The sequence below is a fragment of the Paenibacillus sp. FSL K6-1318 genome, from assembly GCF_037976905.1.
GTDB lineage: Bacteria > Bacillota > Bacilli > Paenibacillales > Paenibacillaceae > Paenibacillus > Paenibacillus amylolyticus_A.
Genome location: NZ_CP150270.1, coordinates 4,777,522 through 4,791,524 on the forward strand (window position 1 = coordinate 4,777,522; position 14,003 = coordinate 4,791,524).

A 14,003-nucleotide genomic window follows, 5' to 3' on the forward strand; every position below is an offset into this window, starting at 1 on the left:
CCTGAAAATGCATACAGCGCCTGATGGCATAGGAAAAAAGGAAAAACGGGACGGGCAACAACTATGCCCGTTCCGCTTTCAGTTCCTTCCGCAGCTTCAAGGCGGTCTGATAGACACCCTTCCAGTCGTCGGCAGTTACGGACGCCGGACTGTAGCGAGTCTGTTCAAACTTCGTAAGAAGCTCATGCAATGTCGCTTCTGCAGCCGGTTTGGCCTGGCTCCATCGAGCTACCGATTCACGAAGTGTTTCGTCTCCGCTCCGGGTCAGTCCTTTGCGTTTCACATACTGAATCCAACGCTCGGTCTCTGCCACTACCTTCTGTTCAGGGGTGAGCGGTCCACCTGTCCGTAGACGAAGCAGGAAGAATCGCATGGAGAAACGATTACGCCAGAACATGTATGCTACCCACAATACGATGATGGCTCCTGCAGCCCAGATAACAAAAGTCGGGATGGCAGACGATGCCTGCTCAGGTGCAGGGGTCTGTTCTTCTTCTTGTACCGGCTCCTCTTCTGGCTGTTCTTCAGGCTCATCTACAGGCTGTACATCAGGCTGTTCCGTGAGCAACGGCATATCAAAGCCCGGCGTTGCTTCAACGGGAATCCATCCATACTCACCAAAGTAGACCTCTGCCCAGGAGTGTGCATCTGCATTGGTAACGGTGTAGGTCGTCTCAATCTCCGCGCCAGGTTGACGTGGAGCCTGCATGTCCGAATTCAGGGACAGTTGTCCAGGCGCATAACCTTTAACCCACCTTGCAGGAATGCCCTCCGAGCGCGCCATCATCACCAGCGCAGTGGAGAAGTAGTCACAGTAGCCTTCCATAATATCGAATAGGAAACCTTCCACAAAGTCGCTGCTTACTTTTCGAGATAAATCCGGATTGTTCGTGTATTCAAAATTAGTTTGTAAATAGTTTTGCAGTAATGCCACTTTTTCATACGGGGTGTTCGCAGATGCCGTTATCTCGGCTGCAAGATTCGAAACCCGGTCAGGGAAACGGGATGGTAACTGCAAGTACATATCATCTGCCGGATTACTGTTATACAGATCTTCAAAAGACTTCGTACGAAGTTCATCTTCCACAATCACAGGGGCTTCAGATACGATGGTGTATGTCTTGGGATACTGTGGTTGCTGACGGTCTGTCACCACATGCAGTTCAGCCTGTTCGGCATTCCACAGCATACGTTCCGTTCTGTCCTCACCGTTAATCGAACTCACTTCCGAGATCGAATAAGCACCAAACAGAATCGGATAGACATTGTCATTCAGCATCGTTACGTTCTGAGTCACTTGTTTGGTGTTCACGTTACCAGATTCATCATTCTCCAGAGGCTGTCCTGCTTCAACATTCTCTGTCGCACCGCGTCCGCGGTCGTCCCAACCTGTGCCTGTGTACTCCGCACGTGTCTCACCGCGCCAGTAGCTACGCTCATTGGTGGTGACAGACATGACAGGGGTATAGTCGAAGTTGAATCCTCCACCAAGCTGATTGTCTTCCCTGCTGTATCCCGATTCAGTAGCCGCCGGAATATCGAGGTTACCGTTTCCAGCCTGACTAGTGGAAGTTCCGGTATAGTTACGCCAAGCCGTATATGGGTCCGTCAAGGTGGGTGGAATCTCCGGCATATTGACACTGGCTACAATAATCAAAGAAAAGATAATGGCAATATTGGCCAGGATTTTATAAGGATACCGGATAATTCGTTTCCAACCTTGTGGATACTGTAGCTGATAATTACGGAAATGCTGACATACAAGCCATCCCATGCCCGCGAACATCACCCAAGCGATTTCGATCCAGAGTGGAATCTGGGTAAATGAATCGAGAATCCCCATCGAAATGATGTTAACACCCAGAAAAACAAGAATTCGACGTGTTGTGGTCACGAGGCGAAGAGCAGCTTCAAGCATTACCCAAGCACACAAGGAGAACCAGATGTACGGCGTCATGTGCAATATAAATTGCTCCGCCCGGTCCGTTAAAGAACCATAAGGGATGTACACCGTGTAATCAATTAGCGTTTTATGCAAAATGTAAACAACGACAACCGCCTTGATGATCGTCCGATACACCGTTTTGAAGGGCAGAATGACCTCCAGCACACTGACTGCTGCAAGTGTCCATAACACCAGAGAAGTTGTCTCCGTATACCACGATTCCTGCGTAAATGATATCCACTGCATTCCAATCAGGAAAATCCAGAGCAATGAAGCTGCATGATACCAGGATCGTTTACCTGTAACACTTTCATTTCCTTTTGTACTCATACAGAACCTCCCCCCATCACCGTTGGAAGCTCCTGCAAGTGAGAAACCGTGAATGACCTCGTGCCTCTTCCACGCAACATGGCATTCCACTCCGCACTCCGGCGGGATTCACTGGTATCGATCAGAATATGACATGGAGTCATGCCCCGCGTATCGGCCCAGCGCAACAGTTCCAATATCTTTTCATCCTTCTGGGGAGAAATCACAACAAAATAAGCTCCCTGGGGCAGCTGACGCGCTATTCTTTCTACCCCAGGCAACAGCTGGGCATCCTGCCCGTTATATTGAATATCCACCAGATGATGCATCATCTTCTGTCGTTCCAGCAGACTTTCACTGGGGGCCATGAAGGATGTCTCCTCTGACAATGTCAATAATCCCATCCCCATCCGTTCCCTGGCACCATACTCCAGCAGAGAAGCAGCCGTGGATACGGCAATTTCGAATGCTTCCCCATGTTCATAACTTGCTGCCAGCGCATCGAGAACCAGAATGGTTTTCGGTACAGACTCATGCTCGAACTCCTTGGATTTCCAGTTCCCCGTCTTCGCCGTTGCATTCCAGTGAATACGGGAAAGTCGATCTCCGTATACATAGTCACGTACACCATTGATCTGGGTCGTCTCTCTCCTTGAACGGGTTAACGCCGTCTGAGGACCGGATAACCGTGATTTGCGGTCGTAGAGCTGCCAATATGGAATAAATACCGTTCTTGGCAGTACTCGAAACTCGCCTTTGGCCTTAAACTTTCCGCGATGTTCAATCAGTCCAAATATGTCCTCACTGGCACATTCTGTTTCCGAAAAAACATACTTGCCCCGCTCAAGTGGCGGTGTCTGGAAAGACAGCTCGCCATTTCCTCGCATATTCGGAATCAAACTTTCTTTGAACGACCAGGATTCTCCGTTATGCCGGTGCAGCATTTCACGTACAACCACATAGGGAAGCGGGAGGAATCCCGGAATAGTCAGACTCAGCCGTACTTGAACCTGGTCACCTGCATGCAGCAGTTCTTCGTGATCCGGACCTGAAGATAGCTTGCGCACCCCCTGAGCACGTCTTACTCCGCTAAATCCAGCAATGGCAAGGTACACACAGAGCAGGGTTACCATCGACAGTAACATGAGTGATGTCTTCCCGCCCTGAAACAAAACATAAGCCAGACAGCACATCCACACCATTGCGATGCTCCATACGCGTGGGTGGCGCAGCCCTCTATTGACTGTACTCAAAAGCGGCTTCATAAACTATTGCCCCATGGAGACGGGCACGCGTACCTGCTGGAGTACGGCATTCAGAACAGCCTCGGAACTCATACTGTCCAGTCTCGATTCGGGACGAAGCACAATCCGATGAGAGATTACATAAGGGGCCATCGTCTTCACATCATCTGGAAGCACATAATCACGTTCCTGCAAGAAAGCAAAAGCTTTTACGGCCATCATGAAGGATATGGCTGCCCGTGGGCTGGCACCCAGCAATACAGATGGGTGGGAGCGGGTTTGACGAACAACGTCCAGCAGATAGTCCATGACCGGATCACCAATAAAGACTTCCTTAATCTCCTGCTGGATTGCCGAGATTTGGTCCATATGGGTTACCGATTCAAGACGATCTACAGGCTGACCCAGCTGATGTGTCTTAAGCAGCGTTTTCTCAATCTCTTTATCGGGATAACCCAGACTTATTTTCAACATAAACCGGTCGAGTTGTGCTTCCGGCAATGTATACGTACCTTCAAAATCAATCGGATTCTGAGTTGCACAGAGCATGAACGGATGTGGCAGATCATATGTATCGCCATCAACGGTTACGCTGCGCTCCTCCATGACTTCGAGCAGAGCCGACTGGGTTTTCGTTGTTGCCCGGTTAATCTCGTCAGCCAGCAAAATGTTGGTCATCACGGGACCTGGACGGAAATAAAAGCGCTCATCCTTCGGATGAAATACGGATACGCCCGTAATATCACTTGGTAAAATATCAGGATTACATTGAATGCGTCGGTACTCTCCGCGCATGGATTTCGATAATGCCTTAATCAACTGCGTTTTGCCAGTTCCCGGTACGTCTTCAATCAGAACGTGCCCGCCTGCAAGCAAAGCTGTAAGTAAAAGTTGAATTTCAAAGGATTTCCCCATAATGCAGGATTCCAGATTCGAACGAACTGCGGATATGATTTGGATCGACTCTTTGCGCACAGGCATGTGGTCTAACCTCCTAAAAAAGCATACAGATTTCCTTTTATTGTACATGATCCACGGGCCTGAGTACACTCGAAGGAACTCACAATTTGTTTCCAGCCGTCAGATTCACCGCAGTTCACGCATGAATATGACAAAAAAGGCCCGGATAGAAGTTATCCGAAGCCTTTGCTGAATCGCCTTATGTTCAAGTAGATATTCCATTCTATGTCAGCCTTTTGGCCTAACCACCAATGCGGCGAGAAATGAAAAGATGATCGCTGACGAAATCCCTGCCGCAGTCAGATCGAATATCCCCGTAATGACACCAAGCCATCCCTCTTTCTCCAGTTCCGTCAATGCTCCGTGCACCAAGGAATTCCCGAAACTTGTGATGGGGATTGAAGCACCCGCACCTGCAAATTTAACCAAGGGGTCGTACAGGCCAAATGCATCCGCAAGCGCACCTGCCACAACAAGTGTGCTCATCGTATGTGCCGGTGTCAGTTTGACACCATCCATCAGAAGCTGCCCCACAACACAGATCAAACCGCCAACGATAAATGCCCATAAGAACTGCATGACCTTTATCCCTCCTTTTCTATGGCTACCGCATGAGCAATACAGGGAATACTTTCACCCTGCTGATACGAAATTGGAGACAACAGTGCCCCGGTAGCAACGACGAGCACACGCTTAAGATCACCCTTCTGCATTCGATTCAAAATGTGACCATAGGTTACCGTGGCAGAGCACCCGCATCCACTTCCCCCGGCAACAACATAAGGCTGTTTTTCCCGATCATAGATCATCAGGCCGCAGTCATTAAAAACCGTTTGTTCCATAGGAATACCTTCTTTTTGCAAAAGCTCTTTGGTAATTGGCAGTCCGACGGAAGCCAGATCCCCGGTAACAATGAGATCATAATAACTAGGCTCCAATCCCGTATCCCTAAAATGCGAGATCAGGGTATCGGCTGCTGCCGGTGCCATCGCTGAACCCATGTTAAAGGGATCTTTGATTCCCAAATCCATGATTCTTCCAATGGTGGCTTTGGTAACTACAGGACCATCACCGGTACGGGAGACCACACCACACCCTGCACCTGTGACGGTATATTGCGCATAAGGCGGCTTCTGGGAGCCATACTCGGTAGGATAACGAAATTGTTTCTCGACCGTGCAGTTATGGCTGACCGTTCCTGCAAGGACATAATCGCCAGCTCCCGAGTCAACAATCATGGACGCTAGCGCTAACGTTTCCATGGAAGTAGAACAGGCTCCAAACACACCCAGGTAAGGCACACCCAATTTTCGCGCTGAGAAGGAACTGCTGATAATCTGGTTCATCAGATCTCCACCGACAAAAAAGTGAAGCTCTTCCTTGGTGATATTGGCATTAACCAAAGCCAGTTGGGAGGCCTGTTCCAGCAGTTTGCGTTCTCCCTTTTCCCACGTCTTCTCGCCGATCTCAAGATTGTCATAGACGTAATCAAAATCAGATGACAAGGGACCCTTGCCCTCATCAGGTCCTACAACTGCCGCTTTACCGATAATTCGTGGACGATTCTCAAACTGCCACGTTTGGCGACCCAATCGCTTCATAGATGTCCACCTCCGAATCCCAGAAAGGCGTAAACAATGCCTACGACAAATGCTGCAACGACACCAAACACGATAACGGAACCCGCAAGTTTAAACATGTTGGCCCCTACACCGAGCACCAGTCCTTCAGCCCGATGTTCCAATGCAGCAGAACACATGGAATTGGCAAATCCGGTAACCGGCACAGCCGTTCCTGCTCCTGCCCATTGAGCCATTTTATCGTAAACACCGAGACAAGTTAGAATAACCGATATGAGAATCATCACCGCCACCGTAGGACTGGAAGCCTCCTTCGATGTCATGTCGAAACCGGCCATAAAAGCCTCTTGAATGGCCTGTCCAATCAAGCAGACGGTTCCACCAACCAGAAATGCCTTGAGGCAGTTCTTCAGGATTGGACGAGGCGGCTCATGTTTTTTGGCGACTTTCTTGTACTCCTTTTCATCCATGGACAGGGACGATGTTTTTTTTTCGCTTCCGGATGCAGATTGAGCTGGCAAGATACAAGACCTCCTCTATGTGAAAATGGATCAAAGCTACGGCTGAATGCCAATGGGTGTAATCCTCTATTCATTGTTTGTTAATGATCGGAAGGTTATGTATCCGGCGACAGACAGCATATGTTTCCAACAGGGACATGCCGTGGAAGCAGGATTGGATTACGCCGGACTGAACACTTAGTTACGTTCTATAAATAAAGAAGAACGATCACGAGCAAGATAAAAAGAACGATAAACAATACTTTTTCCGTGCCCTCTTCCGGAGGCTTCATCTGATGTCCTGGCTCCTTCCTGTTGCAGACAAGCGAATATTAAACATGAAGACCTTCAAAAAATGATGACATCTTCTCCATATATTCATATTCATTGCAGTGGCATCAGGACTGCGACTACAGCGGATAGAATCTTAGAATTCGGACACGATCCGAGCCCAAAACATGCCTTAAATACGTGACATAAACATGGACAATCACTAACGCAAGGTTCATACTGTAATGTGACCAGTGGTTAAATAACAAGTCCTCAGCATATTAAAGTGCATGTTCAAAAGTCTGGTTTTCAGTACCGAGAAGATGAGATGAAGCTAGAAATGGAGTAGCGGAGCGTAGGATAACTACGTGAGCAACGGACATTTCGGCTGAATTTCATATTCGATGCTGATCATGCCTCTAGGCATGATTCGCAATCAAAAGTGGACTTTTTGAACTACATCTTAAAGGACAACAGGCGGGTAGCCGTTCTACTGTGACCTGAACTACATACCAACAGAGGAGTTGTTGACACATGAATGAAAAAACGATGGATATGTTCCGTACATTAACGGAGTTTCCTTCCGCATCCGGTTTTGAACGTGAGCTTCGCGGATGGATGAAAGCGCAACTGTCCGCTTATACCGAGGAATTCGTACAGGATCGCCTGGGGAGTCTTTTTGGTGTATTGCGCGGCGAGGAAGCCGGCCCTAAAGTTATGGTAGCCGGACACTTTGACGAAGTAGGTTTCATGACTACGGGCATTACCGAAACGGGCATGATTAAGTTCCGTCCACTGGGTGGATGGTGGAGTCAGGCTGTACTGTCTCAACGACTGGAAATCATCACACCTGATCGCCGCATTACCGGAGTAGTAGGCTCTACACCTACACACTTGCTGGACGAGTCCCAGCGGAGCAAACCTGTGGACCTGAACACCATGTATCTCGATATTGGAGCGGACAACCGGGCCGAAGCAGAATCCTGGGGCATTCATCCGGGGATGCAGATCGTGCCAATCTGTGAATTCACACCCATGGCCAATCCGAAGAAAATTATGGCTAAAGCGTGGGATAATCGTTACGGCGTAGGACTTGCACTTGAACTTGTTGAAGCACTGCACAAGGAAAAACTGCCCAATACACTCTATGCTGGTGCAACAGTACAGGAAGAACTGGGGCTTCGTGGTGCACGTACGGCGGCCAATCTGATTCAGCCGGATATCTTCTTCGCACTAGACTGTAGCGCGGCGAATGATATGACAGGTGACAAGCAGTCCTTTGGACATATTGGACAAGGGGCATTACTTCGTATTTTTGACCCGGGTATGTTCACCCATCGCGGAATGGTGGAGTACGTGCAAGACACCGCTTCATCCAATCAGATCAAAATGCAGTATTTCATCTCACCAGGCGGTACCGATGCAGGTCAAGTTCACCTGAGTGGAATTGGTGTACCATCAACGGTTATTGGGATCTGTGCCCGTTATATTCATACCTCTTCTTCCATCATTCATACAGACGACTACGATGCAGCCAAAGAGCTGATCGTGAAGCTGGTGAAGGGTCTGGATCGGACAACAATGAATACCATAATTAATAACGCGTAACAGCTGACAAGAGACCTCCTAACTATATCGGGAGGTCTCTTTTTTATATCCACAACTATATTTAGTTGAACACATTCACACAGAAAGGTTGTTCTTCCATAGGAGTGGCATGTGTAAACATTCTTTAGTTCAACGTACGTAGATTAATAGGCCGAACATTATAGGAAATTACACATAAGATACAATAACGGAAGATGAATTAAACACCAAGCAGCGGGGGACCTGTTATGGCAGTGGGAAGGAACGGAAAATCGAATAAGGGTTCCAAAAAAACAAATGCTGCAAACACCCTTCTCAATGGCAACCTTAAAGGAAGAAATCTGGAACTTATCGTTGCAGCATTACTGGTAAGCGGGAAGTTAAGAGTGGATGCGGTCACCTTGTTTCGAGAAGCTACACTGGTCGTTGAATTGGTCGGACAATATAAAACGCTCCAAAATGTTACACCGTCAAATCAAGATAAACTGGTGCAATTCCTCGATGAGATCGGTGGCGATATGACGTTGAATGACGTTATACGGGCTTTCCAACAGAGAATCAATTCCTAAACGCCAAGAAATGAGGTTGAAGTGATGTCTGACTTTGATGGAAATGGGTTCGCAGAGCTATTGATCATCGTCATTCTCGTTGTTTTATTTGTATTTGGATCATCAGATATTGACAGCCTTACCGATGCACCTTCACAATCCTGAATGGTCGCACGGATATTACAATCCATTGCAGTACGAACTGTATACCTGTTGTAAACGCCAGTCCATAGTTTAGTGGACTGGCGTTTTTGGATGACTAGAGAAATAACGGTGAGAAAGCAATCCAGGCCAAAATAAGGGTAAGCACTATGCAGACATTCTCCACAACGGCTCCACGCTTGGTTCCTGTACTCATCAGATTGGCCCGTATGCGCCACTTGAGTGGTGGTAACGGACGAATCCCCCGATTGGTTAGTGAATCAGCCAACAAGTGCATGGCATATGCCGTACCTCCCGCTACCCAGATCTCCGGTCCCTGCTGCTGAGTCGTGCTGTAAAGTAAGCCAGCCCATATTGCGGTTCCATACAGCGTGTGTGTCAACCCCCTGTGGGTTAGCGTGGTACAGAGCATTAACAAGCTGCCTGTAATCAGATTCCATGGTGCGAACGCGTGACCATAGAATACCAGCCCGAGTCCGATGGCAAACATCAGCACTTTGCGGAGTGAACGGGAAGGCAGGAATGACACGAGCGCAATGAGGATCGCAAGCAACAGGTTCCACGGTTTGGCATGAACATAAAAGTACACGAAGACAGCTGTAGGCAACAGAATCGTCTGTAACAACCTGATCAGGCTGTTAGGTAACGCTCTCGATACCAGCAGCGAATTCGGCTCATCGATGTCAGGCAATAAGGAACCAATCAGAGCAACCGTAACTGCCGGTGCTGTCACCGGCATACCAGCTAACTGCAGAACAGATAGTGATACGCCTGTCCCGATAATCAGGTGGGATCTTCCCATCATGATGAAAAAACTTCCTTTCGAAGAAATAGGGAACATATACGGCCCAGTTCCGATTTTACAACGAAAACAAAATAAGAACAATAGTTCGCATTTCTTATTTGTATGAAAATAAATATAACTTTCTGTGACCGGGCTCACACTATTAAATTTATGACTCTTCTATCTTTATTAGTGAATTAAATCACATAAACTGTCGTCAGCTACTTGTATAATTTCAAATATAAACCACTAAAATTGTTGGTAATGTACAGCGTCTATCCAAGGAGGCATACACACATGAACGGAAAAAAAGAGAAACTCGTTATCATTGGTAACGGTATGGCAGGAATCAGTACGGTTGAACAAATTTTGAAATTAACTTCGCGATTCGATATCACCGTTTTTGGCACAGAGCCCTACCCTAACTACAACCGCATTATGTTGTCCTACGTATTGGAAGGTAGCAAAACATTGGATGACATCGTGCTGAATGATCTCCACTGGTATGAGGATTATGGGATTACTCTCCATACAGGAACAACTGTAGCCCGAATTGATTCGGATACGCTTGAGGTCGTTACGGAGGATGGACATCGCTTCCCTTATGACAAAATTATCATTGCCACTGGTTCCAACTCCTTCATTCTGCCGGTACCGGGACATGACAAAGAAGGTGTCGTTGGTTTCCGCGATATCGCCGATTGTAATGTCATGCTCGATGCTGCTAAACAGTACAAACGAGCGGCCGTTATCGGGGGCGGACTGCTGGGTCTTGAAGCGGCCAAAGGTCTGGTACAATTGGGCATGGAAGTTACCGTAGTACATCTGATGCAGGATCTGATGGAGCGTCAGCTTGATCCGCAAGCTTCAGCCATGTTGAAGGCCGAACTGGAGCGTCAGGGTATCCGTTTCAAAATGGGTGCGCAAACGTCCGAACTGCTGGGCGGCGAACGGGTTGAAGGAATTCGTTTTGCCGATGATTCCGTATTGAATGTTGATTTTGTGGTCATGGCTGTAGGCATTAAACCCAATACGACTGTAGCCCGCGAAAGCGGTATGGAAGTGAACCGGGGGATTATCGTAGATGACTACATGCAGACATCACTTGCGAATGTCTATTCGGTCGGGGAATGTACAGAGCACCGCGGGGTATGTTATGGCCTCGTTGCCCCATTGTTCGAGCAAGGCATGATTCTCGCGAAACATATCTGCGGGGTTGAAACGGCTCCTTATGAAGGTTCTGTTGTATCCACGAAATTGAAAATTTCGGGTGTGGATGTCTTTTCAACCGGTGAATTCATCGACAGTCCAGAGCACACCGTCATTTCACACAAAGATGACTGGAAACGGACCTACAAAAAAATTCTGCTCCGTGATAATAAAATGGTTGGTGCCGTTCTCTTCGGTGACATAACGGATTCTGCCGAATTGCAAAAACTGATCAAAAATCAAACCGAAATGACCGAGGAATTGTATAGCTCGCTCATGGGCACAGGCTGCGGCGGTCATAAGAAAGCAACATCTGTAGAAACGATGCCCGAGGACGAGATCGTATGCGGATGTAACGGGGTGACTAAAGGAACTATTGTCGATGTAATTACAAACCAGGGCCTTACCACTGTAGATGAAATCAAAGCCTGTACCGGTGCAACCCGCTCTTGCGGTGGATGTAAGCCGGTTGTGGAACAGATTCTGCAATATGTGCTGGGAGACGGCTTCAGCAGTGGTGCCAAACAGGGAATATGCGGATGTACTTCTATGGGCCGAGATGAGATCGTAGCCGAGATTCGTCTAAAAGGACTGCAAACGACCAAAGAGGTCATGAATGTCCTAGGTTGGAGTCAACCTGAAGGTTGCTCCAAATGTCGTCCAGCGATCAACTATTACCTTGGCATGATTGCACCGGACACACACGAAGATGAGAAGGAATCCCGTTTTGTTAACGAGCGCATGAACGCGAATATTCAAAAAGATGGAACGTATACGGTTGTACCTCGGATGTATGGCGGGGTGACTACACCAGCGGACCTCAAACGCATCGCTGACGTTTCGGTCAAATATGATGTGAAAGCTGTCAAAGTTACCGGTGGTCAGCGTCTCGACTTGATTGGTGTCAAAAAAGAAGATCTGACTAAAGTCTGGGCTGAACTGGATATGCCTTCAGGTTATGCATACGCCAAATCGCTGCGTACGGTCAAAACATGTGTCGGCTCCCAATTCTGCCGCTTCGGTACACAGGACTCCATGGCCATGGGTGCTCGCATTGAACGTAAATTCGAACGTCTGGATCTGCCAGCCAAATTTAAATATGCCGTGAACGGTTGTCCGCGGAACTGTGCAGAAGCATGTACAAAAGATATCGGTATCGTAGGTAACGACGGCGGCTGGGAGATCTTTATCGGCGGTAACGGCGGTATCAAAGCAAGACTTGCTGATTCCCTGTGTAAAGTGAAAACGGATGAAGAGTTGATCGAACTGTGCGGCGCCATCATGCAATATTACCGCGAGACAGGAAACTATCTGGAACGGACTTCCGAGTGGGTGGAACGCATGGGTCTGGAGCATATTCGCTCGGTGGTCGTGGATAACCTTGAGGAACGTAAAGCGTTGATGCAGCGGATTGAGTTTGCACTTGAGCATGTTGAAGAGCCTTGGCAAAAAGCGATTCGCAATGAGGAAGGCCAAAGCAAAATGTTCCATGGCATCGAAGTGTCGGCTCGTCCATAAACAAGCACGCAAGATCAATACTGGCGGAATGTTAAATAGATAAGGAGTGGTTTAAGTTGACGACAAAACAATCAGGCACCTACTTCCCTGCCGGAGTAGTTGAAGAATTCCTGCCACGAATCGGAAGAGTAGTTGAAATCCAGGATCATCAGCTTGCTGTCTTTCTTGCATCGGATGGTACCATCTTCGCTGCGGATAATCACAACCCCCACCCTAAGGGTGGGCCGCTGGCTGAAGGCATTGTGTCCGGGCATTATCTGTACGATCCACTGTATGATTGGAAAATCGACCTGACGACCGGACTTGTGCAAGCACCGGACAACGGTCAAGTACAGATGTATCCGGTGAAGGTAGAAAATGGTCAGGTCTGGATCGAAATATAGCTCCATTGAAACGTTCAAAGATTGATGCAAAATAATGGGGGAAACCGTGATGTATACACCAAGTGTTGAGGGAATTATTGAAGCTGCGGTTAAAAAACGGGATCAAATGAACGCAAGCCTGCCACGTTACATGGTTGCTGCCTTGATGGCTGGTGCCTATGTAGGACTAGGCATCGTTCTGATCTTCAGTATTGGTGCTCCGCTCCTTGCAGCGCAGTCACCACTGCAAACCATGTTGATGGGCATGTCCTTCGGACTCGCGCTCACGCTGGTCATCTTTGCCGGATCGGAACTGTTTACAGGTAACAATATGTTCTTTACCATGAGCACGCTGGCAGGCCGAACCACAGTTAACGATACGCTGAAGAACTGGGGACTCGTCTTTGTCGGCAACCTGCTCGGTGCGATTCTGCTCAGTCTGCTTATAGTCGGTAGTGGCCTGTTCAAAACGGCTACGCCGGAACATCTGTTATTCGTCGTCTCTGCCAAAAAGATGGCCGCTCCCGTATCGGAGTTGTTCTTCCGGGGTATCCTCTGTAACTGGCTCGTCTGTCTCGCAATCTGGATGGCAGCACGTTCCAAAGAAGATATCGCCAAACTTGTTCTCATCTGGTGGTGTCTGTACGCATTTATCGCAAGTGGCTATGAGCACAGTGTTGCCAATATGACATTACTGTCTTTATCCTGGCTGCTGCCGAACCACCCGGATACAATCACAATGGCGGGCTGGTTCCACAACATGATCCCGGTGACACTTGGTAATATCATCGGCGGTGCCCTCTTTGTCGGCATGGCGTACTGGTATACTTCACCGGTGCGTAAAAAAGCCTAATTTTTGATTTTACTGCACATATGTAGCGTAGGTAACACAACATCTATACCCTAAAGCCACGATGGATGCCGAACTCATGTTCAGTCACACATCGTGGCTTTTTATTGTTTGTCGATAAGCTGCTACTCTCTCGTACACCTCCCTTTCATTCTCTCGTCCTTCTATAAGAGAA

The 14,003-nt window shown here is 48.1% G+C and carries 13 protein-coding genes; 6 read left to right on the top strand and 7 right to left on the bottom strand.

The window, feature by feature from the left end; genetic code table 11:
* Positions 1-61: 61 nt before the first annotated feature.
* The 6 genes from NYE45_RS21165 to spoVAC all read right to left on the bottom strand — a co-directional run bounded on the left by NYE45_RS21165 (position 62) and on the right by spoVAC (position 6,508).
* Positions 62-2,275: a transglutaminase domain-containing protein gene (locus tag NYE45_RS21165; protein ID WP_340013852.1), complete on the bottom strand. Its 2,214-nt coding sequence runs from the start codon at positions 2,273-2,275 to the stop codon at positions 62-64.
* Positions 2,272-3,519: a DUF58 domain-containing protein gene (locus NYE45_RS21170; protein WP_340013853.1), complete on the bottom strand. Its 1,248-nt coding sequence runs from the start codon at positions 3,517-3,519 to the stop codon at positions 2,272-2,274. Before NYE45_RS21170 ends, NYE45_RS21165 begins: the two co-directional genes overlap by 4 nt.
* Positions 3,520-3,522: 3 nt before the next feature.
* Positions 3,523-4,479, bottom strand: a complete 957-nt coding sequence (locus tag NYE45_RS21175; protein WP_062835567.1) for a MoxR family ATPase — start codon at positions 4,477-4,479, stop codon at positions 3,523-3,525.
* A gap of 207 nt (positions 4,480-4,686) precedes the next feature.
* Positions 4,687-5,037, bottom strand: coding sequence for a stage V sporulation protein AE (gene spoVAE, locus NYE45_RS21180; RefSeq protein WP_062835568.1), 351 nt, complete (start codon positions 5,035-5,037; stop codon positions 4,687-4,689).
* A gap of 5 nt (positions 5,038-5,042) precedes the next feature.
* A complete protein-coding gene (gene spoVAD / locus NYE45_RS21185; RefSeq protein WP_062835569.1) occupies positions 5,043-6,059 on the bottom strand; it encodes a stage V sporulation protein AD in 1,017 nt (338 codons plus the stop codon).
* Positions 6,056-6,508 (bottom strand): stage V sporulation protein AC, encoded by a 453-nt coding sequence (spoVAC, locus tag NYE45_RS21190; protein ID WP_047844446.1) that lies wholly within the window; start codon positions 6,506-6,508, stop codon positions 6,056-6,058. Before spoVAC ends, spoVAD begins: the two co-directional genes overlap by 4 nt.
* Before the next feature lie 103 nt (positions 6,509-6,611).
* Between spoVAC and NYE45_RS21195 the strand changes: the two genes are divergently transcribed.
* From NYE45_RS21195 to NYE45_RS21205, 3 genes are all read left to right on the top strand, one after another.
* Entirely contained in the window at positions 6,612-6,740 is a 129-nt protein-coding gene (locus NYE45_RS21195) for a hypothetical protein (protein WP_340013854.1), read from the top strand.
* A 602-nt stretch (positions 6,741-7,342) separates the two neighbouring features.
* Positions 7,343-8,416: a M42 family metallopeptidase gene (locus NYE45_RS21200; protein ID WP_340013855.1), complete on the top strand. Its 1,074-nt coding sequence runs from the start codon at positions 7,343-7,345 to the stop codon at positions 8,414-8,416.
* Positions 8,417-8,643: 227 nt separating this feature from the next.
* Positions 8,644-8,964 (top strand): hypothetical protein, encoded by a 321-nt coding sequence (locus NYE45_RS21205; RefSeq protein WP_062835571.1) that lies wholly within the window; start codon positions 8,644-8,646, stop codon positions 8,962-8,964.
* A gap of 238 nt (positions 8,965-9,202) precedes the next feature.
* On the opposite strand, the gene NYE45_RS21210 is transcribed toward NYE45_RS21205, so the two are convergent.
* Positions 9,203-9,910: a metal-dependent hydrolase gene (locus tag NYE45_RS21210; RefSeq protein ID WP_062835572.1), complete on the bottom strand. Its 708-nt coding sequence runs from the start codon at positions 9,908-9,910 to the stop codon at positions 9,203-9,205.
* A gap of 276 nt (positions 9,911-10,186) precedes the next feature.
* On the opposite strand from NYE45_RS21210, the gene nirB reads away from it, so the two are divergent.
* Genes nirB through NYE45_RS21225 form a run of 3 tightly spaced genes read left to right on the top strand, consistent with a single transcriptional unit; the run spans position 10,187 to position 13,831 of the window.
* The gene (gene nirB, locus NYE45_RS21215) at positions 10,187-12,616 is read left to right on the top strand and encodes a nitrite reductase large subunit NirB (protein WP_340013856.1); all 2,430 of its coding nucleotides are present in this window, start codon (positions 10,187-10,189) and stop codon (positions 12,614-12,616) included.
* Positions 12,617-12,672: 56 nt separating this feature from the next.
* Complete coding sequence (nirD, locus tag NYE45_RS21220; protein WP_017687170.1) at positions 12,673-12,999, top strand: nitrite reductase small subunit NirD; 327 nt, start codon at positions 12,673-12,675, stop codon at positions 12,997-12,999.
* A 49-nt stretch (positions 13,000-13,048) separates the two neighbouring features.
* Positions 13,049-13,831 carry a formate/nitrite transporter family protein gene (locus NYE45_RS21225; protein WP_062835574.1) on the top strand — a complete coding sequence of 261 codons (783 nt, stop codon included), beginning with the start codon at positions 13,049-13,051 and terminating at the stop codon, positions 13,829-13,831.
* Positions 13,832-14,003: the final 172 nt, after the last annotated feature.

Bases quoted from the DNA above. Each gene is read 5' to 3' on its own strand.
- NYE45_RS21170 (WP_340013853.1), bottom strand. From the start codon at position 3,519: ATGAAGCCGCTTTTGAGTACAGTCAATAGAGGGCTGCGCCACCCACGC.
- NYE45_RS21200 (WP_340013855.1), top strand. From the start codon at position 7,343: ATGAATGAAAAAACGATGGATATGTTCCGTACATTAACGGAGTTTCCT.
- NYE45_RS21195 (WP_340013854.1), top strand. From the start codon at position 6,612: ATGGGTGTAATCCTCTATTCATTGTTTGTTAATGATCGGAAGGTTATG.
- NYE45_RS21210 (WP_062835572.1), bottom strand. From the start codon at position 9,910: ATGATGGGAAGATCCCACCTGATTATCGGGACAGGCGTATCACTATCT.
- NYE45_RS21225 (WP_062835574.1), top strand. From the start codon at position 13,049: ATGTATACACCAAGTGTTGAGGGAATTATTGAAGCTGCGGTTAAAAAA.
- NYE45_RS21165 (WP_340013852.1), bottom strand. From the start codon at position 2,275: ATGAGTACAAAAGGAAATGAAAGTGTTACAGGTAAACGATCCTGGTAT.
- NYE45_RS21175 (WP_062835567.1), bottom strand. From the start codon at position 4,479: ATGCCTGTGCGCAAAGAGTCGATCCAAATCATATCCGCAGTTCGTTCG.
- spoVAC (WP_047844446.1), bottom strand. From the start codon at position 6,508: ATGGATGAAAAGGAGTACAAGAAAGTCGCCAAAAAACATGAGCCGCCT.
- spoVAD (WP_062835569.1), bottom strand. From the start codon at position 6,059: ATGAAGCGATTGGGTCGCCAAACGTGGCAGTTTGAGAATCGTCCACGA.
- NYE45_RS21205 (WP_062835571.1), top strand. From the start codon at position 8,644: ATGGCAGTGGGAAGGAACGGAAAATCGAATAAGGGTTCCAAAAAAACA.
- spoVAE (WP_062835568.1), bottom strand. From the start codon at position 5,037: ATGCAGTTCTTATGGGCATTTATCGTTGGCGGTTTGATCTGTGTTGTG.
- nirB (WP_340013856.1), top strand. From the start codon at position 10,187: ATGAACGGAAAAAAAGAGAAACTCGTTATCATTGGTAACGGTATGGCA.